Annotated in this window: 23 protein-coding genes and 1 tRNA gene; 8 read left to right on the forward strand and 16 right to left on the reverse strand. The window is 71.3% G+C overall.

Annotated features, from left to right (window positions below; translation table 11 throughout):
• Positions 1-14 precede the first annotated feature (14 nt).
• The 3 genes from ACWCO8_RS35105 to ACWCO8_RS35115 all read right to left on the reverse strand — a co-directional run bounded on the left by ACWCO8_RS35105 (position 15) and on the right by ACWCO8_RS35115 (position 2,435).
• Positions 15-224, reverse strand: a complete 210-nt coding sequence (locus tag ACWCO8_RS35105) for an FmdB family zinc ribbon protein (protein WP_362015246.1) — start codon at positions 222-224, stop codon at positions 15-17.
• 10 nt (positions 225-234) lie between these two features.
• Positions 235-1,593 (reverse strand): hypothetical protein, encoded by a 1,359-nt coding sequence (locus tag ACWCO8_RS35110; protein WP_451035596.1) that lies wholly within the window; start codon positions 1,591-1,593, stop codon positions 235-237.
• A gap of 110 nt (positions 1,594-1,703) precedes the next feature.
• The gene (locus ACWCO8_RS35115) at positions 1,704-2,435 is read right to left on the reverse strand and encodes a DUF4097 family beta strand repeat-containing protein (RefSeq protein WP_451035597.1); all 732 of its coding nucleotides are present in this window, start codon (positions 2,433-2,435) and stop codon (positions 1,704-1,706) included.
• A gap of 175 nt (positions 2,436-2,610) precedes the next feature.
• On the opposite strand from ACWCO8_RS35115, the gene ACWCO8_RS35120 reads away from it, so the two are divergent.
• The 3 genes from ACWCO8_RS35120 to ACWCO8_RS35130 all read left to right on the forward strand — a co-directional run bounded on the left by ACWCO8_RS35120 (position 2,611) and on the right by ACWCO8_RS35130 (position 4,269).
• Positions 2,611-2,685 (forward strand) — tRNA-Val (locus ACWCO8_RS35120).
• Positions 2,686-2,809: 124 nt separating this feature from the next.
• On the forward strand, positions 2,810-3,478 hold the full coding sequence (locus ACWCO8_RS35125; RefSeq protein WP_451035598.1) for an HAD family hydrolase: 669 nt from the start codon (positions 2,810-2,812) through the stop codon (positions 3,476-3,478).
• Between the two features lie 260 nt (positions 3,479-3,738).
• Positions 3,739-4,269 carry a DUF4231 domain-containing protein gene (locus tag ACWCO8_RS35130; RefSeq protein WP_362015284.1) on the forward strand — a complete coding sequence of 177 codons (531 nt, stop codon included), beginning with the start codon at positions 3,739-3,741 and terminating at the stop codon, positions 4,267-4,269.
• Here ACWCO8_RS35130 and ACWCO8_RS35135 read toward each other — a convergent pair.
• Positions 4,266-5,024: a GntR family transcriptional regulator gene (locus ACWCO8_RS35135; protein ID WP_451035599.1), complete on the reverse strand. Its 759-nt coding sequence runs from the start codon at positions 5,022-5,024 to the stop codon at positions 4,266-4,268. The genes ACWCO8_RS35130 and ACWCO8_RS35135 overlap by 4 nt on opposite strands.
• 191 nt (positions 5,025-5,215) lie before the next feature.
• Between ACWCO8_RS35135 and ACWCO8_RS35140 the strand changes: the two genes are divergently transcribed.
• Together ACWCO8_RS35140 and ACWCO8_RS35145 are read left to right on the forward strand one after the other, a co-directional pair.
• Positions 5,216-5,440, forward strand: a complete 225-nt coding sequence (locus ACWCO8_RS35140; protein WP_362015290.1) for a hypothetical protein — start codon at positions 5,216-5,218, stop codon at positions 5,438-5,440.
• Positions 5,441-5,503: 63 nt separating this feature from the next.
• Positions 5,504-5,758 carry a DUF2277 domain-containing protein gene (locus ACWCO8_RS35145; RefSeq protein ID WP_451035600.1) on the forward strand — a complete coding sequence of 85 codons (255 nt, stop codon included), beginning with the start codon at positions 5,504-5,506 and terminating at the stop codon, positions 5,756-5,758.
• Here ACWCO8_RS35145 and ACWCO8_RS35150 read toward each other — a convergent pair.
• From ACWCO8_RS35150 to ACWCO8_RS35165, 4 genes are all read right to left on the reverse strand, one after another.
• Complete coding sequence (locus tag ACWCO8_RS35150) at positions 5,712-6,341, reverse strand: DedA family protein (protein ID WP_362015365.1); 630 nt, start codon at positions 6,339-6,341, stop codon at positions 5,712-5,714. The genes ACWCO8_RS35145 and ACWCO8_RS35150 overlap by 47 nt on opposite strands.
• Positions 6,342-6,432: 91 nt before the next feature.
• A complete protein-coding gene (locus ACWCO8_RS35155) occupies positions 6,433-6,909 on the reverse strand; it encodes a DoxX family protein (RefSeq protein ID WP_451035601.1) in 477 nt (158 codons plus the stop codon).
• Positions 6,910-7,065: 156 nt separating this feature from the next.
• Positions 7,066-8,781, reverse strand: coding sequence for an alkaline phosphatase D family protein (locus ACWCO8_RS35160; protein ID WP_451035643.1), 1,716 nt, complete (start codon positions 8,779-8,781; stop codon positions 7,066-7,068).
• Between the two features lie 84 nt (positions 8,782-8,865).
• Entirely contained in the window at positions 8,866-9,564 is a 699-nt protein-coding gene (locus ACWCO8_RS35165; protein WP_451035602.1) for an HNH endonuclease family protein, read from the reverse strand.
• Positions 9,565-9,834: 270 nt separating this feature from the next.
• Here ACWCO8_RS35165 and ACWCO8_RS35170 point away from each other — a divergent pair, with 270 nt between their 5' ends.
• Entirely contained in the window at positions 9,835-10,611 is a 777-nt protein-coding gene (locus ACWCO8_RS35170; protein WP_451035603.1) for an ABC transporter permease, read from the forward strand.
• 60 nt (positions 10,612-10,671) lie between these two features.
• Here the strand turns inward: ACWCO8_RS35170 and ACWCO8_RS35175 are convergent, their stop codons facing one another.
• The gene (locus tag ACWCO8_RS35175) at positions 10,672-11,322 is read right to left on the reverse strand and encodes an HAD-IA family hydrolase (protein WP_451035604.1); all 651 of its coding nucleotides are present in this window, start codon (positions 11,320-11,322) and stop codon (positions 10,672-10,674) included.
• Between the two features lie 192 nt (positions 11,323-11,514).
• Positions 11,515-12,288 (reverse strand): peptidoglycan-binding domain-containing protein, encoded by a 774-nt coding sequence (locus ACWCO8_RS35180; RefSeq protein WP_451035605.1) that lies wholly within the window; start codon positions 12,286-12,288, stop codon positions 11,515-11,517.
• Between the two features lie 436 nt (positions 12,289-12,724).
• Here ACWCO8_RS35180 and ACWCO8_RS35185 point away from each other — a divergent pair, with 436 nt between their 5' ends.
• Positions 12,725-14,782 carry a DHA2 family efflux MFS transporter permease subunit gene (locus tag ACWCO8_RS35185; protein ID WP_451035606.1) on the forward strand — a complete coding sequence of 686 codons (2,058 nt, stop codon included), beginning with the start codon at positions 12,725-12,727 and terminating at the stop codon, positions 14,780-14,782.
• 19 nt (positions 14,783-14,801) lie between these two features.
• Here ACWCO8_RS35185 and ACWCO8_RS35190 read toward each other — a convergent pair whose 3' ends face one another.
• The 5 genes from ACWCO8_RS35190 to ACWCO8_RS35210 all read right to left on the reverse strand — a co-directional run bounded on the left by ACWCO8_RS35190 (position 14,802) and on the right by ACWCO8_RS35210 (position 18,984).
• The gene (locus ACWCO8_RS35190) at positions 14,802-15,281 is read right to left on the reverse strand and encodes a GNAT family N-acetyltransferase (RefSeq protein WP_451035607.1); all 480 of its coding nucleotides are present in this window, start codon (positions 15,279-15,281) and stop codon (positions 14,802-14,804) included.
• On the reverse strand, positions 15,278-15,613 hold the full coding sequence (locus tag ACWCO8_RS35195) for an antibiotic biosynthesis monooxygenase family protein (protein ID WP_451035608.1): 336 nt from the start codon (positions 15,611-15,613) through the stop codon (positions 15,278-15,280). Before ACWCO8_RS35195 ends, ACWCO8_RS35190 begins: the two co-directional genes overlap by 4 nt.
• 97 nt (positions 15,614-15,710) lie before the next feature.
• Entirely contained in the window at positions 15,711-16,382 is a 672-nt protein-coding gene (locus ACWCO8_RS35200) for an O-methyltransferase (protein WP_451035609.1), read from the reverse strand.
• Complete coding sequence (locus tag ACWCO8_RS35205; protein ID WP_451035610.1) at positions 16,379-17,533, reverse strand: DUF2330 domain-containing protein; 1,155 nt, start codon at positions 17,531-17,533, stop codon at positions 16,379-16,381. Before ACWCO8_RS35205 ends, ACWCO8_RS35200 begins: the two co-directional genes overlap by 4 nt.
• Before the next feature lie 203 nt (positions 17,534-17,736).
• Positions 17,737-18,984, reverse strand: a complete 1,248-nt coding sequence (locus ACWCO8_RS35210; RefSeq protein WP_451035611.1) for a cytochrome P450 — start codon at positions 18,982-18,984, stop codon at positions 17,737-17,739.
• A gap of 257 nt (positions 18,985-19,241) precedes the next feature.
• Between ACWCO8_RS35210 and ACWCO8_RS35215 the strand changes: the two genes are divergently transcribed.
• A complete protein-coding gene (locus tag ACWCO8_RS35215) occupies positions 19,242-20,420 on the forward strand; it encodes a steroid 3-ketoacyl-CoA thiolase (protein WP_451035612.1) in 1,179 nt (392 codons plus the stop codon).
• A 136-nt stretch (positions 20,421-20,556) separates the two neighbouring features.
• Here ACWCO8_RS35215 and ACWCO8_RS35220 read toward each other — a convergent pair whose 3' ends face one another.
• Positions 20,557-20,958, reverse strand: a complete 402-nt coding sequence (locus ACWCO8_RS35220) for an aggregation-promoting factor C-terminal-like domain-containing protein (RefSeq protein ID WP_451035613.1) — start codon at positions 20,956-20,958, stop codon at positions 20,557-20,559.
• Between the last annotated feature and the right edge of the window lie 59 nt (positions 20,959-21,017).

Below are 21,017 nucleotides of genomic sequence, written 5' to 3' on the forward strand. Positions count from 1 at the left end.
TGCCGGCGCGGGCGCTAGCCGCAGCAGCCGCCACCGCAGCACCCACCGCCACCGCCTTGGGAGGGGGCTGCTTGGGCGGTCCCCCCGACGGCGACGGCGGAGAGGAGCTTGACGGTGTCCTCGTGCCCGGCGGGGCAGGAGGCGGGGGCGGAGGACTCGGCCATGGGCCGGTTGAGCTCGAAGGTGTCTCCGCAGGAGCGGCAGCGGTACTCGTAACGAGGCATGGTGACGAGGTTAGCGGTGCCGGCCGCCGCCCCGGTCCTCCCGGATCTGCTCGACGACGTGGGCGGCGGAGGCGCGGATGGCCTCCAGCTCGGTGAGGAAGTGCCAGTAGTCGGGGTGGCGGCCCTCCTCCAGGGAATGGACGGCCCGGTCGAGCCGGGCGACGGCGTCGTCGAGGGGGCGGGCGTGGCGGGGGTCGGGGGTGTTCCGGCCCGCCATGGCGAGGCGCTGGGCGTCGCGGACGGCGAAGCGGGCGCGGTCGATCTCGTCCTGCGGGTTCTTGGCGACGGCGTCGAGGCGGCGGAGCCGGTCGCCGGCGGCGGAGACGGCCTCGTCGGTGGAGTTGAGCAGGGCGCGGGCGGTGGCGAGGAGGCTGGTGGCGTCGGGCCACCGCTGCTCGTCGCGGGCCTTGGCGGCCTCGGTGAGCTTCTCCTCGGCCTTGCGGACGGTCTCGGCGGCCTGGTCGGGCACGTGCTGGAGGTCCTGCCAGCAGGCGGCGGAGAAGCGGCGGCGGAGTTCGGAGAGGATGGGCTCGACGCCGCCGGCCCGGGTGGTGAGCGCCTCGGCGCGGGTACGGAGGGAGACCAGGCGCCTGCTGGTCTCGGCGGCCCGCTCGGGGAGGCGCTCGGCCTCGGTGCGGACGGCTTCGGCGTCGCGCAGGACGCGGTCGGCGCGCTGGAGGGTCTCGGCGACGCCGTGACGGCCGGCGCCCTCGTTGAGCCGGGTGAGTTCGGGGCCGAGGCGGGCGAGCCGGGTGGCGAGGTCGTCGGCGCGGAGCCCGGCCTCGCGGGCGGTGTCGAGAGCGGTGCTCGCGTTCCGGAGCGCCTGTCGCGCCCGCTCCACGGCGGGGGCGAGCCGGGCGAGCTGGGTCTCGGCGGTGTCGAGGAGCGGCCCGAGCCCCTGCTCGAACCGGTCGAGCTCGCCCTTGACCCGTACGAGCTCGTCCTTGGCACGGGTCAGCTCGCCGCGGGCGCGGTTGGCGGTGGCCGCGTCGAGCTCGTCGCGGTCGAGGTCGTGGGCGTCGACGGCGGTGATGTAGGCGTGGCTGACCTCGTCGATCCGCCGGCCGAGGGCGGCGAAGCCGTCGACGGCCCGACGGGCGCCGGGGGAGTCGTCGACGGCGGTGATCGTCTCGATGGAGATCCGCAGATCGCGCTGGGCGGTGTCCAGCTCGTAGAACGCGGCGGCGGCGGCGTCCTTGGCGGCCTGCGCCTCGGCCCGCTGACTCTCACCACGCCCACCGAACCAGCGCCGGTTGCCACCCGAGGCGAAGGCGGCGGGAAGCAGCCCGAGCACGAGCAGAGGCAACATAAGCCCAAGCCGCACAGGACCAGGCCCTACCCCCTCCACCCTCCCGCCCAAGGCACGCATGGATGCACCCCTACGGTGAGTAGCCGCCACGTCCCTCTCCCGCGCTGTTGTCCCGCCGTGCCCCGGTCCGGTTCATTCTCCCACCAGGTAAGGACGAACACACGGGCCCGTCAGTTCGCGGTACGGACGACGACTTCCCCGTTTTCGCTCCGAGCGCTCACGACATGGGCGCTGCCGGGTCGCGTGGGCACATCAATCTCCACGCTCCCGTTGTCACTACGCCCGTCGACGTCGTAAGAGGCGCTGGGCAGCGCGAGATCAACGGAACCATTGTCACTGACAACATCAACACTCACTGGCACAGCACTGAGCAAGATCCGCACGGCCCCGTTGTCGGACCGCGCGACGACCCGCTGGGAGGTGGTGCCGCCCTCGACGACGACCTCCCCGTTGTCGCTGGTCAGATCGAGGGCCCCGGAGGACCCCCGCACGAGGACGGCCCCGTTGTTCGACCGCACTTTCAGATCGGACTGGAACCCCTCGGCCGTCACCTTCCCGTTGTCGTCCTCGACGGTGACGGCGACACCGCGGGGCACCTGGATCCGATGAACGGACTCACAGTCGGAGGCCACGGCATCGCACTCGACCCGCAGAGTGAGCCGCCCGTCCTTGAGCCCCCAGGAGGCATCGGGCCCATTACCCAGGAACACCCACCCGTCGACCTGCCGACTGACCCGCACGTCCTTGACGTCGGCGGGCACGATCACCAGCTCGGAGTCGTCGGAATCGACGACGAGCGTGTCCCCGGAGAAGCCGAAGCTCTTCTCCTCAACGGGAGCCCGCCCGACATCACCACTCCCACACCCAGCACCCCCCAGCAAGACGACCCCAGCAAGGACCAACGCACGACCACGACGCACAACAACCCCCAACCCCACAAACGGACGCCCCCAACCTACGCACGCCCCCCGCCCACCACGATCCGGCGACCACCCCCTCGATGGTGGGGCTATCCCCCGTGAAGAACCGGTTTGCGGGACCCACCCATGGGCCATGTACGCTGTTGCCTCACTCCACGGGTGCGTAGCTCAGGGGTAGAGCGCTGCTCTTACAAAGCAGATGTCGGCGGTTCGAAACCGTCCGCGCCCACCAGCACAAAGGCCCCGGACCGATCATGGTCCGGGGCCTTTGACGGTAGTGGCCAACCGTGGTCCGTGGCGTTCTTCGCGTCCTGCCCGCAAACCGCCTGCTCAGAGCCTGATGGCATGATCGACGCGTGATCAGTGAACCCGGCCGGTCTGGTGCGATGAGCTATGTCTTGTTCGATGTCGATGGCACGTTGATCGACGCCGTGGACAATCAGCGCCTGGTCTGGCGAACGTGGGCGGAGCGGTACGGGCTGGACGCTGATGAGGTCTACCGCGTCGCGCTGCGCACGAGGCCTCTGGAGACCTTCGCGCAGGTCGCTCCCGACCAGGACCCTCAGAAGTGCCTTGCCGTACTGCACGAGCTGGAGGACGAGGACGTCCGGTGCGGCGTCTATGCGGCTTTCGACGGTGCCTCGCAGCTGCTGAGTGCGTTGCGGCCCGGGGCCTGGGCGCTGGTGACTTCGAACTATGAGCACCGGGTGCGGGGACGTTTCGCGCGGACGGGCTTGCCGGTCCCGGAAGTTCTCGTGGATGCGGCCGCTGTGGAGGAAGGCAAGCCGTCGCCGGTCCCGTACCTGCAGGCTGCTGCGCGACTTGGTGCGCTACCGGAGGACTGTCTTGTCATCGAGGACGCCCTCTCCGGGGTGCAGTCCGGGCTGCGTGCCGGGATGACGGTGTGGGGCGTCAACGCCCCCGCAGCGGTGGACGGGGTGCATCGCCACTTCGGCACCTTGCGCGAAGCGGTCCGCGACATCCTCGACTTCGTCTCCGGACCGCATCCCCGCCGGCTGGAATAGTCTTGCTGCGGTTGGTGCGATCACGGCGTCGGAGCCGTCTCTCGACCACCTCGGCCCGCACCGGTTCGAAGGCCCCTCGCTGATCATGGCTGCGGGCCTTTGACCGCGAGGGGCTCGTGGTGGCGCCTCTGTGCCGAGCAGCTTTCAACGAAACCGTGCGGGGTAGGGGTGAGCAGCGCAAGTGGGCATCCGTCGCACGGCGGGGCGCGCAGCTCGCGGTGGCGGTTGACTGTGTGGGGTGGGAAGGGTGTACTCCGGGCATGGTTGATGTGGGGGATGCGCCGGATGCTGAGGTGGGCGGCGTGATGACGGCCGAGCGGTATGTCGAGAGTCGGTTGACGCAGTATCAGGAGTGGTACGACGTCAAGGCCACCAAGATGAAGGCCATGCATCTGCGCATGCGCACGCTGGCTGTTGTCGGTGGGGCGCTCGTGCCTGTGCTCGTCAATCTGGATCTTGGGTTCGCCAAGGTCACCGCCACCGTGCTCAGCCTTGTCGTCGTCGCCTCCGTGTCGTTGGAGAGCGTGTATCGGTATCGCGAGCAGTGGAAGAACTATCGGTCCACCGAGCAGCTTCTCGGGCACGAGCGGGTCTATTTCGCCGCGCGCGTCGGGCCCTACCACGGGCTCTCCGAGCGGGAATGCTTCACCCTTCTTGTCGCTCGTGTCGAGAAGGCCATCGCCAGTGAGAATTCGGCGACCCTGAATGTCATGACCCTTGGTGGGCAGGTCAATGCCGATGTGCAGCAGAACACCGGAGTGCCTGGGGCCCGGTCTCGCAGTCAGGGCTAGGCGTCGAAGTCGTATTCCAGTACGTATGACGCCGAGTCCAGCGTCATCTCGTTGAGCTCCACCGCCACCCCCTTCTCCGTGAACGCCGTACGGGCGATCAAGATCACCGGCGTGCCGAACTCCAGTGCCAATCGCTCCGATTCGTCCGCCGTCGGCATGCGGCAGCGGATCTCCTCGCGGAAGTGGACCGGCTGGTGGCCCAGTTCGGCCAGTCGTGCGTACGTGCCGCCCGGGCCCGTGTCCGGAGTCGCGATCGGGGTGTCCTGAGCCAGGGTCGCCGGGAGGTACGAGACCGACAGCAGGACCGGCTTGTCGTCCAGGATGAAGCGGCGGCTTCGGATGCAGAGGGGTGCGCCGGTCGGGAGGCCCAGGGCCCCCGCCACTCGCGCGTCCGCCGTCGTTCCGGCCACCTCGATCTGGTCCACCACCAGTGCGCGGTCCTCGATGTCCGCCGACCACACCGAGCGGCCCGTGCCCCAGTGGTCCTGCGCCAGCCGGGGGATGCCCCGCCTGCGCAGCGGGCGGAACGTGCGCACGAAGACGCCGGCGCCCTTGCGGGCCTCCGCCAGGCCCTCGTTGCGCAGGACCGAGAGCGCCTGTCGGGCCGTCATCCTCGCCACCTCGTACGTGGTCATCAGATCGTTCTCACCGGGGAGCCGGTCGCCGGGGGCGAAGGCGCCTGACTGGATGGCGGTTCTCAACTCGTCGGCGATGCGCTGGTACTTGGGCCGACGACCGCTGTCCTGGTCAGTCATGGGTGGACCACTCCCTTCGTCTGCGGGACACCCTACGGCGCACTCCGGCGACCTGGTGCACGCGTCTGCGCCGACGTGTGCGAGTGATCCATCCATCGGGGGACATCTCTAGAGATACGTTGACAGGGGGGAGTCATCGGGCTTCTCTGGGTGTATCTCTAGAGATCCCTCGCTACGGGACGGAGGCATTCGTGCAGGCAACTCCCGAGGTCGGTGACCTCGTACGCGACACTGCCACCGGGCTTGTCGGCTTCTACGTCGACAGCGTCGCCGGCCGCTACCTCATCCGGCCCGTCAACGGCGGCCGCGAGTGGGAGGCCGATCCCCGGGACGTCCAGCTCGCCACTCCCATGCGTGAGCTCCGGGCCCGGGCCGCCGAGATCAATGCCAGGAGTCGGCGCGGGCTTACGTCGTAGCCCCGCGGACACGTACGTCGTAGCCCCCGGGCTGCTGTCAGTGGCTTGCGCGACACTGGAGGCATGTGCCGCAGCATCAAGACCCTTCGGCCCCCGGTCCTCCCCGACGAGGCCACCGAGGACGACATTCGCGCCGCCGCCCTGCAGTACGTCCGCAAGGTGTCCGGCTTCCACCGACCCGCCGCGCACAACCGCGAGGTGTTCGATCAGGCCGTCGACGAGATCGCCGACGCGACCGCACGACTCCTCGACCGGCTCGAAGTGCGCGGGCTCAAGAAGCCGGAGCCGGTGCGGGAGCCGCAGCCGGACGCCGTATGACGTAGGCCGCCAGCGCCCCCGCCAGGAACAGGGCGAGGACGGAGACGCCCACGCCCACCCAGGTCGCGCCCAGCCACAGCCCGCCGAACCAGCCGAGCGCCACGCTGTAGCTCGCCCAGGCCACCCCCGCGAGGGCCGACCAGGGCAGGAAGTCGACGATCCGGCGCTTCGCCGCGCCCGCGCCCAGGGAGACCACCGAGCGGCCCGCCGGGGCGAACCGCGCGATCACCACCAACAGGCCGCCGCCGCGCGCGAGGGCGGTGCCGAGACGTTCCTGCGCGCGCGTCAGCCTGCGGGAGCGGGAGATCGCCCGGTCGAGCCGGGCCCCGCCGCGCCACGCCAGCCGGTACGCGACGAAGTCGCCGAGCACCGAGGCCGTGGCCGCGACGAGGAGGAGCGGGACGACGGACGGTACGTCCGGGGAGGCCGCGGTGGCGGTCGCCGCCGCCGTCGCGGCCGTGATCACCAGGATTCCGCTCGGCAGCACCGGCAGGAAGACGTCGAGCAGTACCGACGTGGCCACCGCCGCGTAGATCCAGGGGCCCGCGGTCAGCGACCGCAGTGACCCGATGCTGTCGAGCACGTTCACAGCGCAGAAGCGTACGCGGCGGTGGGGGTCGGATTCCGGCAGGGGCCGGAATCCGCTCATGTACGGATGACGTCCGTCCTCGCCGCTACGCCGCGACCGGCTCGCTCCGCCGCTCCTCGCGGGCTCCGCCGAAGACCCGGTCGAGCGCGAGGGCGCCCGGCCCGGTGAAGACGAGCAGCAGGAACGCCCAGCAGAACAGCGCCGAGCTCTCGCCGCTGTTCTCCAGCGGGAAGAGCCCCTCCGGCTGGTGGACCGAGAAGTACGCGTACGCCATCGAGCCGGAGGCGAGGAAGGCGGCGGTACGGGTGCCCAGGCCGACGAGCACCAGGACGCCCGCGACCAGCTGGATCACCGCCGCGTACCAGCCCGGCCAGGTGCCGGCCGTGGCCGTGGGGCCGTCACCGAGGACGCCGAAGAGCGTGGCGGCGCCGTGGCAGGCGAAGAGCAGGCCTATGACGATGCGGAACCCAGCGAGTGCGTACGGCTGGGCCTGGGTCAGTCGGTCGCCCAGGGGCTGGGGATGGGGCTGGGGATGGGGATTGGAGTTGGGGTTGGGGCTCATGGGGGGACTCCTTCGGTCGAGTCGGTCCCGAGGGGTCGGGACGCGGGGGGACGGAACCGATGAGGTCGACAGGTTAGGCATGCCTGAGTAGTACTTGCAACTTCAACATTCGGTCCTGTCGCCCCCGGAGCTCGCCCGAGGAGGCCCCCGCCCCGCTCAACTCCTTTCGAGACTCCGCTCGTCGATCTTCTCCAGCCGCCCGTTCCCCCGCGCCTGGATGAGCGTCAGCCGGGCCGAACGGGCGCGCAGGGTCAGCGTCATGAGCTGGTTGCCGAACCACGGGCCTCCCGCCCGGCGCCAGTCGATCAGCGGGCGGCCCGCTCGGCCGTGGCGGGCCAGCGCGCGCCCCAGGGCGCGGCCCGCGCGGCTCCAGCCGAAGCGGAAGCCCAGACGTACCGAGCGCGGGATCGCGTTGTGCAGGGGCGAGCAGGTCAGCTGCACCACCCGCGCCTCGGGTGGCGCTTCGACCGCCCCCTCCGTCCAGTCGGGCTCCGCCACGTACGCGTGGTGCACGTCCCCGGACAGGACGCACACCGTCGCCGGCGCCTCCGGGCCGCTGCCCGCCTCCGCGAGCAGTCGCGTCAGGGCCTCGAACGAGGACGGGAACGCCGCCCAGTGCTCCAGGTCCGCCCGCTGCCGCAGATCCTCCGCGAACCGCGCCCAGCGGCCCCCGGGGCCGCCGCGCTCGCCCCGGCACAGGGCCGCGTTCCAGGCCTCCGCGTCGTGGATCAGGGGCGGCATGAGCCAGGGCAGCGAGGTGCCGACGAGGAGATGGTCGTACGAGCCCCGGTCCACGAGCGCCTGTTCGCGCACCCAGGCCGCCTCCGCCGGGTCCAGCATCGCCCGCGCGCCCTCCGTCAGGAGGCGGGCCGCCCGGGTGTCGATCATCAGCAGCCGGGTCCGCCCGAGGTCCCTGCGGTAACTCCAGCGCACGCACGCCGGATCGGCGTCCGCCTCCGCCGCGAACCGCCGCAGCCGGTCCGTGCCGTCGGGTACGGAGCGGATCTCCGCGTACAGCGGGTCGGCGTCGAGCTCGGCGGGGGAGAGGTTGCCCAGGTGCTGGTACACCCAGTACGACATCAGTCCGCTCAGCACCCGCTCGCCCCACCAGTGGGTGGCCCGCATCCGCGCGAGCCAGGCGGCGCTGGTGTTCCAGTCGTCTATGACGTCGTGGTCGTCGAAGATCATGCAGCTGGGGACGGTGGAGAGCAGCCAGCGCACCTCGGGGTCGCCCCAGGACTCGTCGTAGAGCCGGGTGTACTCCTCGTACTCCCCGACCTCCGAACCCGGCGGGTCGCGCGGGTCCCGGCGGGCCGCGAGCCAGCGGCGGGTGTCGGCCGAGGTCTCGTCCGCGTACACCTGGTCGCCCAACAGGACCAGCAGGTCCGGGCGTTCGGCCGCCTCGGGGTCGGCCGCGAGGTGCGTCGCGAGCGTGTCGAGCGCGTCCGGGCCGACCGGGTCCCTGCCCTTGGCGGGCTTCGCAGCCCAGCGGCACGAGCCGAACGCCACCTTGACCTCGCCCTCAGGCCCCGAGGGGGAGAGGGAGGGGGTGCGGATGGTGCTCGGAGGGAAGCGGGAGTCCGGCTGCGGCCAGACCGTGCGGCCGTCGAGCCGTACCTCGTACTCCGTCGTCGTGCCGGGGGTCAGACCCGTCACCGGTATCAGGGCGTAGTGGTGGCCCGCCACCTGGAAGGTGCGGGTGGAGCCGCCGGCCCCGGAGACACCGGAGGAGCCGCCGGCCCCGGAGGTGCCGGTGATGCCGCGTACCTCCGCCGTGCACGGGCGGTCCGTCTCGACCCAGATCGTCGCGGAGTCGCCCGTGACCCCGTCGACGTACCGCAGCAGTGGTCCGAGCCTCAGTCCGGCCGCCATCGTTCTTCCCGTCCCCCTCTGTCGTTCCAAGCCCGTACCGTACGGAACGACAGAGGGGTGGCGGAAGCGATCTCAGCCGCCGTCTCAGCAGCCGTTCAGGACGGACTGGAGGGCGCTCTTCTCGGCGGAGTCGACGCTCAGGCCCCAGTAGTACTTCGTGTGCACCCACGCGCGGACGTACGTGCAGCGGTACGAGGTGCGCGACGGCAGCCACTCGGCGGGGTCCTGGTCGCCCTTGGACTGGTTCACGTTGTCCGTGACGGCGATGAGCTGCGGGCGGGTCAGGTCGTTCGCGAACTGCTGGCGCTTGGCGGTGGTCCAGGAGCTCGCGCCCGAGCGCCAGGCCTCGGCGAGCGGCACCATGTGGTCGATGTCGAGGTCGGAGGCGACCGTCCAGGTCGCGCCGTCGTACTCGGAGAACCAAGTGCCGCTGACGGCCGCGCAGCTGGAGTCCTGGACGACGCCGGAGCCGTCGCGCTTGAGGACGACCTCGCGGGTGTTGCAGGCGCCGGACTGGGTGATCCAGTGCGGGAAGAGATCCCGGCTGTAGCCGGAGGAGGAACCTTCCGCCTTGACCGTGAGCGAGGCGAGGTACGTACGGGCCGTGGCCGCGCTGACCGGCGTCGGCATGGCCGCCTGGGCGCTCGGCGCGGTGGCGAGGAGGCCGGTGACGGAGAGGGCGGCGGTGGCGGCGAGAACGGTCGCGCGGCGGGCTATGCGGCGGGCCGTTCCACGCGCGTAGACGTTGATCGTGGGGGTGCTGGTTGCGCTTGCGGCGGGCATGCGGACTCCCTGGGAGGTGGGGGTGCGGGTGTGTGGGGGGATTGCCGGTTCCTTGGTGGTGCTGTCCGGGTGCCTGTGCGGGCGTGCCTGTGTGGGCGGGTGCCTTTGTGGGCGGGTGCCTGTGCGGGCGGGTGCGCCCGGCGCCCGGTCATCGTGGCGGCGCCAGGTTTCGGTGGGGGGTGCGCCAGGTAACAGGGTGGCGACATGGGCACGTCACATCAAGGGGTGTGACGGAACGACAGTTCCGTTTCCTGGCCCTAGGGTTGGCGTGTGCTTCTGGAAGTGAACGTCACCTTTGCGGTGGTTCTCGCCGTTCTGCTGCTCGTGGCCGCGGGCGTCGTCGCGTTCGCCCAACTCGGCCGCGCCCGCGACTCCCTGGTCGCGGGCGGGCGCGCGGCCGTCCAACTGATCGCGGTGTCGCTCGTGATCGGCTGGGTCATGCGGTATCTGCCGCTGCTGCTCGGCTTCCTGGTGGTGATGTACGGAGTCGCCGTCTGGACCGCCGGACGGCGCGTCGTCCCCGGCGCGGGGCACGGCCGCCGGTGGGCCGCGGTGCCGATCGCGGCGGGCGTCGGGCCGGTCGTCGGGGTGCTGCTGCTCACCGGGCTCGTACCGGTACGGGGCGTGGCGCTCATCCCGGTCACCGGCATCCTCATCGGCGGCGCGCTGACCGCGACCGTCCTGGGCGGGCGGCGGGCGCTGGACGAGCTGGAGACGCGGTGGGGCGAGGTGGAGGCGGGGCTCGCGCTCGGGCTGCCGGAGCGGGAGGCGCGCCTGGAGGTGGCGCGGAGGGCCGCGTCGGACGCGCTGCTGCCGGGGCTCGACCAGACGCGGACGGTCGGACTCGTGACGCTGCCGGGCGCGTTCGTGGGCATGCTGCTGGGCGGCGCCTCGCCGTGGGAGGCGGGCGCGGTGCAGCTGTTCGTGCTGGTGGCGCTGATGGTGGTGCAGGCCGTGGCCGTCGCGGCGGTGCTAGAGCTGGTCGCCCGGGGGGCCTTCGTGCGGGAGCGGGGGCTGGAGGGTGGTGCGGGGATGGGGGCCCGGTGAGCCTCGGAGAGGCAGAGGGTGGGCCTCCGGGGTTAGAGGGTGGGCGGGCGGCCTCTGGGGTTACTCCGCGAACGTCAGGCGGATGCCGTCCTCCGTGGCCTCGACCGTGATCTCCGTGAGGTCCGTGACGTGGACGTCCGGGGCGAAGGCCGCTGCCCTCGGGCCCACGCCCACCACGCGCATGCCCGCCGCGCGGCCCGCCTGGATGCCGGCCTCGGAGTCCTCGAAGACCACGCAGTCCGCCGGGTCGAAGCCCAGTTCCGCCGCGCCCTTGAGGAAGCCCTCCGGGTCAGGCTTGCTCGCGCCGACGTGCTCCGCCGTCACCCGGGTCCCCGGCATCCGCAGCCCCGCCGCGCCCATCCGGGCCTGGGCGAGGGCCTCGTTCGCCGAGGTCACGAGGGCGTGCGGGAGGTCGTCGATGGCGGCCATGAAGGCCGGGGCGCCCGGTACGGGCACCACGCCGTCGAGGTCGGCGGTCTCCTCGGCGAGCATCACGCGGTTGTCCGCGTAGTTCTGCTCCATGGGCCGGTCCGGCAGGAGGACGGCCATCGTCGCGTACCCCTGGCGGCCGTGGACGACCTTGAGCGCCTCGTCCGCGTCGAGCCCGTGCCGCTCCGCCCAGCGCCGCCAGCAGCGCTCGACGACGGCGTCCGAGTTGACGAGGGTGCCGTCCATGTCGAGGAGGAGGGCGTGCGTCGTGAGCGTGGGCATCAGGGTTCTCCGGAGGGGTGGGGGGAGAGCAGAGCGGTCCCGCCCGCCGGTCAGGGGGTGCGGGCGGGGCCACTTTGTTCCTCGACGATACAAAACGAGGGGCCCTCTCCGCCAATCCGTCCCGCATCGCGGACCTCGGGCCGGCCTCGGTCGGACTCCGGGGCGGCCTCGGCCCGTGACCTCGGGCCGGCTTCAGCCCGTCGTCTGCGCCTCCAGTGCGCGGCGCGTCTCCGGGCCGTACACGCCCTCCTCGTCCTCCTCGATGTACTGGTACGACTGGAACCACTCCACCGCCCGCCGCACCTGCCGGGAGTATCTGCCGTCGATGTCGCCGTCGTACGCGTACACCTGCGTGAGCCGCCGCTGCAGCTCCTCGACCTCGGCTCCCGTGTCCCCGTAGCGCAGGGTCGGGCCCGGTGCGGCCTGGGTGGGGGGACGGGTCGGTGTGGGTGCCGTCGTCGTCCGGGTGGCCGAGGGCGTCGGCCGTCCGGTCGGCGTGGTGCCCGTGGAGGTGGCCGCCGGCGACCGGGTGGCCGTCGGCGAGGCGGAGGGGGACGCCGAGCGCGAGGCGGAGGCCGTGGGGGGCGGCGGGGGTGACGACGAAGGGGAGGACGGAGCCTCCGACACGACGACGTTCTCCGACGCGCTGACCGTGGGCGTGGGCACGGCCGCCCGGTCGTCCGTCCCGCCGTCGCCGAGCAGCCCCGTCGCGATCGCCGCCGTGGCGACCACGGCGACCGCGACCGCCGCCGCCAGCGCCACGAGGGCGCCGCGCCGCCGCGTGACGGGGCGCTCGGGCTCGTACGACTCGTCGCCGTAGCCCTCCTCGCCGTACAGGTCGGTGTCGTACGGGTCGTACGGCTCCCCCAGGCCTGGACCCGGACCTGGACCCGGCCCCGGACCCGAAGCCTCCGGACCCTCCCCGCCCTTCGGCGCATCCGCGATCCCCGGCAGAAGCAGCGGCATCGTCTCCGCCGCGTCCTGCCTGCCCGCCGTCGGCGGCGGCACCGGCACCGGCGGTTCGCCAGGCCAGGCCTGAGGCGCCCCAGGCGCCCCAAGAGCCTCAGGCGCCCCAGGCACCCCAGGAGCCCCACCCGCCCCCGGCTCCTCCAGCGTCACGTACGGACGGATCCGTAGCGGATCGAAGTCCTCCGCCGCCGCGACCTCCGCCTGGTAGCAGGCGCAGCCCGGTCTCTGTCCACCGCATTCAGGACATATGTGTCCGGTCATCGCGGGTCCCCTCCCCAGTTCCCCAGTTCAACTGGCAGCGATTATGCAGCCCGCCCACGTGGGCGAGGCGAACAGCCGTGCCCCTCCGCAGGCCGTAATCGGACATTCCGCTCAGGATGGAGGCAGCGGAGGCAGTGGAGGCAGTGGCAGGGAACGGAAGCGAGGAGTGTCCATGGCCCAGGACGAACGCACGGCGAACCTCGGCGGTGGCGGCCCGGTACCAGGGGAGGGCGGGAGCCACCGCTCGGTGATGGTGGCGATCGGGGCCCTGCTGCTCGGCATGCTGCTCGCCGCGCTCGACCAGACCATCGTCTCCACCGCCCTCCCGACGATCGTCAGCGAGCTCGGCGGCATGGAGCACCTCTCCTGGGTGGTCACGGCCTACATGCTCGCGTCGACCGCCGCGACCCCGCTCTGGGGCAAGCTGGGCGACCAGTACGGCCGCAAGAAGCTCTTCCAGGCCGCCATCGTCATCTTCCTCGTCGGCTCGGCCCTCTGCGGCATCGCGCAGAACATGCCGCAGCTCATCGCCTTCCGCGCCGTCCAGGGCCTCGGCGGCGGCGGGCTCATGGTGCTGTCCATGGCGATCGTCGGCGACCTCGTCTCGCCCCGGGAACGCGGAAAGTACCAGGGGCTCTTCGGCGCCGTCTTCGGCGCCACCAGCGTCCTCGGACCGCTGCTCGGCGGGCTGTTCACCGAGCACCTCTCCTGGCGCTGGGTCTTCTACATCAACCTGCCCATCGGCGTCGTCGCGCTCTTCGTGATCGCCGCCGTCCTGCACATCCCGGTGCACGGCACGAAGCACCGCATCGACTACCTCGGTACGTTCCTCATCGCCTCGGTCGCCACCTGCCTGGTCCTCGTGGCCTCCCTCGGCGGCACCACCTGGGCCTGGGGCTCCCCGCAGATCATCGGGCTCGCCGTCCTCGGAGCCGTACTCCTGGTGTGGTTCGTGTACGTGGAGGGGCGCGCGGCCGAGCCCGTGCTGCCGCTGAAGCTCTTCCGGATCCGGACGTTCAGCCTCGTCTCGGTCATCAGCTTCATCGTGGGCTTCGCGATGTTCGGCGCGATGACCTATCTGCCGACCTTCCTCCAGGTCGTCCAGGGCGTCACCCCGACCATGTCCGGCGTGCACATGCTGCCGATGGTCCTCGGCCTGCTCATCACCTCCACCGCGTCCGGCCAGATCGTCTCGCGCACCGGCCGCTGGAAGGTCTTCCCGATCGCCGGCACCGGCATCACGGCCCTCGGCCTCCTGCTGCTCAACGAGTTGACGGAGACCAGCTCCACCTGGGAGATGAGCTTCTACTTCTTCGTCTTCGGCGCCGGACTCGGCCTCGTCATGCAGGTCCTCGTCCTCGTCGTGCAGAACGCCGTCTCGTACCAGGACCTGGGCGTCGCCACCTCCGGCGCGACCTTCTTCCGGTCCATCGGAGCCTCCTTCGGCGTCGCCGTCTTCGGCACGATCTTCACCAACCGGCTCCGCACCAAACTCGACGACGCCCTCGCCGGCCAGACGCTCCCGCCGGGGACCGGACCCGAGCAGATCGCCGCCGACCCGCGCGCCATCGACGCCCTCCCGCCCGACCTCCAGCAGTCCGTCGTGCACGCGTACTCGACGTCCATCACCGACGTCTTCCTCTACGCGGCGCCGGTCGTCCTCGTCGCCTTCGTCGTCGCCTGGTTCCTCAAGGAGGACAAGCTGCGCGGCTCCGTCACCGCGCCCGACACCAGCCAGACCCTGGCCTCCAACCCCGTGGAGCGCTCCTCGTACGAAGAGTGCGCACGGGCCCTGTCCGTGCTCGGCTCGCGCGAAGGCCGCAAGGCGATCTACGAGAAGATCACCGCGAAGGCGGGGCTCGATCTGCTCCCTGCCGCGAGCTGGCTGGTGTTGCGGATCCGCCGCCACGGGACCGTGGAACCCGCCCGGCTCGCCGAGACCACGCCCGTACCGCTGCGGGCCATCACGGAGGCGTCCCGGCAGGTCGAGGAGCGTCATCTGGCGCGCCGGGAGGGGCTGCAGCTGATCCTCACCGAGGAGGGGCTCGCGACGGCGATCAAGCTGGCGAAGGCGCGCGAGGAGTCGCTCGCCGAACTGCTCGGCGACTGGTGGGGGCCGGACCGGCCCACGGACCTGGTGCAGTTGGTGGAGGAGCTGACGGCCGAGCTGAGCGGCTCGGACGCGGAGCGGCCGCACTCACCGGAACCGCCCCGCGACCACCACGCGTAAGCCCCTTCGGGGCGCGCGTCTACAGCTTCTTGCCGTACCAGACGTCCATGTACGGGCCCTCGCAGTACGCCGGGATCTCTCCGTACCCGTGGCGCGTGTACAGGGCGCGCGCCTCGACGAGGTCGAGGCGGGTGTTGAGGACCATCCGCCGCGCGCCCAGGTCACGGGCCGCGTCCTCGAGCCGGCCCAGCAGGGCCCCGGCGCCGCCCGTGCCGCGGAAAGCGTGGCGCAGGAACACCCGGGTCAGCTCGGCGCGTTCGGCGTCGAGGAGTAGCACGCCACCGCACGCGGCCGGCTTTCCCTCGTACCGGCCGACCAGGAACTGGCCCGTCGGCGGGGTCAGCAGCTCGACCCCGTCGCCCGCCAGGCCCTCGTCGACCTCCGCCTCGGTGGCCGGCCGCTGCCAGTAGCGGCTCGCCACGTCGTCGTAGTAGTCGCGGCGCAGGGCCGTCGCTTCGGGGGTGTGGACGTCCTCGGGCGAGAACGACCAGCCGGTCACTTGGGGGAGGCCTGCTGGACGACCTCGAACGACCAGAGCGTCGACCCCGAGGCCGCCGGCTTGGGCCGCTCCCCACCGGAACCCTCGGCGCCACCGCCACCGCCGCCGTGCGCGGCCTTCATCGAACCGTTCATCCAGTTCTGGAAGTCCTCCTCGCTGCGCCAGCGGGTGTACACCAGGTACTGGTCGGTCCCCTCCACGGGCCGCAGCAGCTCGAACCACTCGAAGCCGTCGGAGCCCTCCACGGCGCCCGCACGGGCGGCGAACCGCTGCTCGAGCACCTCACGCTGCTCGGCCGGGACGGTCAGGACATTGATCTTGACGATGCTCATGAGTGCAGTCTCCTACATCCGCCGGTCAAAGCGGCGTGAGGGCGATGCCGGCGCCCGGCATCGCCCTCACGCGCGGAGGGAAACGGAGGGTTCACCCCTACGCCACGACGCGGGCCACCAGGAGGCCGTCGTAGCCCTTCACGCCGACCGTCTGGAACGCGGTCGCGTCCAGGCGGGGTTCGCGGGAGATCAGTTCGAACATCGCGCGGGTGCCGGTGATCGCCGGTTCCGTCGAGTCCGCGTCGGCGACCGCGCCGCCGCGCCCGACGTTGTCGACGACGATCACCGTGCCGGGGCGGGAGAGGCGCAGGGCCCACTCCACGTAGTGCGGGTTGTTCACCTTGTCGGCGTCGATGAAGACGAAGTCGAACGGACCCGCGCCCTCCGCCTCCAGCTGGGGCAGGCTGTCCAGGGCAGCGCCCGTCCGGACCTCGACGATCTTGTCGAGGCCGGCCCGGGCGATGTTGGCGCGGGCCACGTCCGCGTGGGCCGCGTTGTACTCGAGGGAGACCATCCGGCCCCCGTCGGCCGGCAGCGCCCGGGCCATCCAGATCGTGCTGTAGCCGCCGAGCGTGCCGATCTCCAGGACCGAACGCGCGCCCACCATGGCGACGAGCAGGTTGAGGAGCTTGCCCTGGTTGGGGGCGACGGCGATCTCCGGGAGTCCGGCGGCCGTCGAGTCGGCGAGCGTGGCGGTGAGCGCCTCGTCGTTCGGGGCGAGCAGATCGGTGAAGTAACGGTCCACCGTGGTCCATTGATCCTGAGTCATACGGCCGAACGTACCTCAGTCCTCGCCCGCGCACGCCGGACCGCCACGACCGCGCCGACCGTCCCCGCGGCCGCGAGCAGAACGCCCGAGACCGTCAGGATCCAGACCGGGATCCCGTCTCCGACCGTGAGCAGCCGGTCGGTGTAGACGACCTCGCGGTACGGAGTGTCGGCGACGGCCCGGAGTTCGTGGTCGCCGTCGATCCGGGACGGCTCGGGGAACTCCTGGTCGAGGGCGGTCAGGAAGACCGGCCGGCCGCCGGTGAGCGCGGCGAGCGCCTCGTCCTCCGTCCCCTCGATCCCGCCCGCGAACGTCACCTCGGGGCGCGCGCCGCCGATGTCGTCGCGCGGTTCCATGCGGTGGTCGGCGAGGACGTACAGGCCGAGGGACTGCGGGTTCTTGGCAAGGCGGGAGAGCCGCATGGGGTAGACGAGTTCGGTGCTGGCGAAGGTGATCCGGAGCGGGGTGAGGTCGCCGGAGAGGGCGGGGGCGGGGTTCGTACCCGAGGTGCCGGTGTCGCCGGTGGCGCCCGAGGCGCCCGAGGTGCCCGAGGTGCCGGTGTCGGCGGTGTCCGTGGGCTCGGGGGCGAGGCGTACCGCGACGTACTCCCACTTCCGCTCGACGTACGGCGTCAGTTCGGCGGACAGTCGGTCGGAGAGCTCGAAGCCGTTCTCCTCCAGCCAGCCGCTCAGCGCCTTCGGGTCCGTGGCCGTCAGCCGGGCCACGTCGAAGGGGCCGAGCCGCTCGCGCCCGACGACGCCGACGTCCGGGGCGCCCGCCGACGGCGGCTCGGCCGCCGCGCCGTCCGTGGTGGTGAGGTCGAAGGGCCAGTCGCGGCTGCGCGGCCAGAAGTAGTGCCGGGTCCGGTACTCGGGCCCGGTGAGGTCCTCCAGTGCGTCGAAGAGCTCCGGGTCGCCGAGCGTCACGTCCGCGCGGGCGGGTACGGGCATGATCCAGGCGGCGCGTTCGGCGTTTCCGCGCACGCTGAAGCGCATGACGATCTGTTCCGTACGGCCGTCCCAGCGCACCGCCGAGGTCTCCCGGTCGACGCCGATCCGTTGGTTGCGGTCCGGGATCATCGCCCCGCAGCCGCACGCGTACGCCGGCGCGATCAGCGAGCCGAGCTGGAGCCCGAGCAGCGCGATGATCATGGCCAGTATTCTGTGTGTCCTTCGTGTCCCCCGCATGCCGGGTCAGACGTGGTGGGGGAGGGTCCGGTTCCGGAAGGCATCGGCCAACGGCCAACGGGCAGCAGGGCGGGCGGCGGGGGCCGTGGCGTAGGGGGGAAGGCCCCCGCCTCCCGGGCTGTCGGCGGGCTGTACGCAGACTGTAGTCAGGCTTCGTCAGGCTTTCGTCAGGCGCCTGCGCGGACCTGCAACTCCTTGATGCCGTTGAGCCAGGCCGCGCGCAGCCGTCGCGGTTCGCCCGCGAGCGTCAGGTCGGGCAGCTCGTCCGCGAGCGCGTTGAAGATGAGCTCGATCTCGTTGATCGCGAGCGACTTGCCGAGGCAGAAGTGCGGGCCTCCGCCGCCGAAGCCGAGATGCGGGTTCGGGTCGCGCGTGATGTCGAAGACCTCGGGGTTCTCGAAGACCTCGGGGTCGTTGTTGGCGGAGGAGTAGAAGAGCCCGACGCGGTCGCCCCGCCGGATCTTCTGGCCGCCGATCTCGGTGTCCTGCGTGGCCGTCCGCTGGAAGGAGACCACCGGGGTCGCCCAGCGCACGATCTCCTCGGCGGCGGTCGCCGGCCGCTCCCGCTTGTAGAGCTCCCACTGTTCGGGGTTGGTGAGGAAGGCGTGCATGCCGTGGCTGATGGCGTTGCGCGTGGTCTCGTTTCCGGCCACGGCGAGGAGGAGTACGAAGAAGCCGAACTCGTCGGAGGAGAGGTTGCCCTGGCCCTCGGCGGCGACGAGCTGGGTCACGATGTCCTTGGCCGGGCACTCCTTGCGCTCGGCGGCCAGGTTCATCGAGTAGCCGATGAGCTCCATGGCGGCCTCGGCGCCGATCTCCTCCGTGATGGCGTACTCGGGGTCGTCGTACGCGACCATCTTGTTGGACCAGTCGAAGATCCGGGCGCGGTCCTCCTGCGGTACGCCGATGAGTTCGGCGATCGCCTGGAGCGGCAGCTCGACGGCGACCTGGGTGACGAAGTCGAAGGAGCCGTCGGCGGCGGCGTTCCGCTTCGCCTCCTCGACGATCGTGCGGGCGCGGGCGCGCAGGGCCGACTCCAGGCTCCGGATCGCGCGCGGGGTGAAGCCGCGCTGGACGATCTGGCGGACCCGGGTGTGCTCCGGCGGGTCCATGTTGAGCATGATCAGCTTCTGGACCTCGATCTGGTCCTTGGTGATGTGCTCGTTGAAGCGGATGACGGCCGTGTTCTCGGTGGAGGAGAACAACTCGGGGTGCGTGGACACGTACTTGACGTCCGCGTGCCGGGTGACGGCCCAGTACCCCTCGTCGTCGAAGCCGGTGATGCCGCGCGGCTGGGGGCACCACCAGACGGGTGCGGTCTGCCGCAGTTGGGCGAACTCCGGGAAGGGTATGCGGCTCTGGAGCAGATCGGGGTCGGTGGCGTCGAACCCTTCGGGGAGGTGAGGGCAGCGCATCGGCAACACTCCTGACGGTCCATCAGATGGTGACCGCAAGGTAGTAACGGGTTCTACAAGTCGCAAGGGATGCGGCCGGAACTGTTGCCGGAGCCGTTGTGCGGGGTGGGGGCGCGCGCGAGTGCGTGCACAACCCTTGCGTACCGGCGGTAGCAGTCATAAGACTTCACTCAGAACTAGAACGCGTACTAGTTCCCCGTACCGCCCCCGTCGCGGAGTGCCGGGACACCCCGCCCGGGCGAGGAGAGGACGAGCTCATGGCCGCGGAACCCGTCATCGTCGAAGCAGTACGCACCCCCATCGGCAAGCGCGGGGGCGCGCTCGCCAACCTCCATCCCGCCTATCTCCTGGGCGAGACCTACCGTGAACTCCTCGGCCGGACCGGGATCAAGGCCGACTGCGTCGAGCAGATCGTCGGCGGTACGGTCACCCACGCCGGCGAGCAGTCCATGAACCCCGCGCGCAACGCCTGGCTCACGATGGGGCTGCCGTACGAGACCGCCGCCACCACCGTCGACTGCCAGTGCGGCTCCTCGCAGCAGGCCAGCCACATGGTCGCCAACATGATCGCCTCGGGCGTCATCGACATCGGCATCAGCTGCGGAGTGGAGGCCATGTCGCGGGTCCCGCTCGGCTCCGGTTCCAAGCACGGGCCCGGAAAGCCGTGGCCGGACGAGTGGAACGTCGACCTGCCCAACCAGTTCGAGGCCGCCGAGCGCATCGCCCGGCGCCGCGGCCTGAGCCGCGAACGGGTCGACTCCCTCGGGCTGCTCTCCCAGGAACGGGCCGCGAACGCCTGGTCCGAGGAGCGGTTCAAGCGCGAGACCTTCGCCGTCCAGGTCCCGACCACCGAGGAGGAGCAGGCGGCGGGGCAGGGCATGTGGCGGCTCGTCGACCGTGACGAGGGGCTGCGCGACACCAGCATGGAGGCGCTCGGCCGGCTCAAGCCGGTCATGCCGACGGCCGTCCACACCGCCGGGAACTCCTCGCAGATCTCCGACGGGGCGTGCGCGCTGATGTGGGCGTCCAGGCGGACGGCCCGCGCGCTCGGCCTCAAGCCCAGGGCGCGCATCGTCGCCCAGGCCCTGGTCGGCTCCGACCCGCACTTCCACCTCGACGGCCCGATCGACGCGACCCGCGCCGTGCTGGGCAAGGCGGGGATGTCGCTCAAGGACATCGACCTGGTCGAGATCAACGAGGCGTTCGCCTCGGTCGTGCTGAGCTGGGCGCAGGAGTTCGAGGGCGACCTGGACGGGCTCGTGAAGGTCAACGTCAACGGCGGCGCGATCGCCCTCGGCCACCCGGTGGGGGCGACGGGGGCGCGGCTGATCACGACGGCGCTGCACGAGCTGGAACGGTCGGACAAGGAGTTCGCGCTGATCACGATGTGCGCGGGTGGGGCGCTGGCGACGGGGACGATTATTCAGCGGCTCTGAGGTGGACCCGGGAGTCGGAAGGTCTTTGGAAACGCGGCAGGCCCCGCCCCTCCGTGAGGAGGGCGGGGCCTTGCGGGGTGCTGCGTGTGTTGCCGGCGCTACATCGTGCGGTGGCTGGGAGTCGGTGGGGTGACTCTTAGTACCAGCCGTTGGCCTGCCAGAAGGCCCAGGCGGCGTTGGGGGAGCCGTAGCGCTCGTTCATGTAGTTGAGGCCCCACTTGATCTGGGTGGCGGGGTTGGTCTTCCAGTCCTTGCCGGCCGAGGACATCTTGGAGGCCGGGAGGGCCTGGACGAGGCCGTAGGCGCCGCTGGAGGAGTTGGTGGCGGAGGGGTTCCAGCCAGACTCGTGGTTGACGATCTTGCTGAACGACGCGTACTGCGAAGCCGGGACGATCTTCTTCGCAATCTCCTGCGGCGTCGCGGCCGAGGCCGTGGACGTCGTGCCGAGCACCGCACCCGAGGCGCCCAGCAGCACGGCTGCGGAGACGGCGAGGGTCTTCTTGCGGGACGAGACACGAGTGGAGAGCGAGCGGAACACGAAGCGACCTAACGTCGGGGACAAGGGGGTGCGCCGGGCGATTTCGGCAAGACGGAACC

This window comes from Streptomyces sp. NPDC001927 (genome assembly GCF_053594455.1).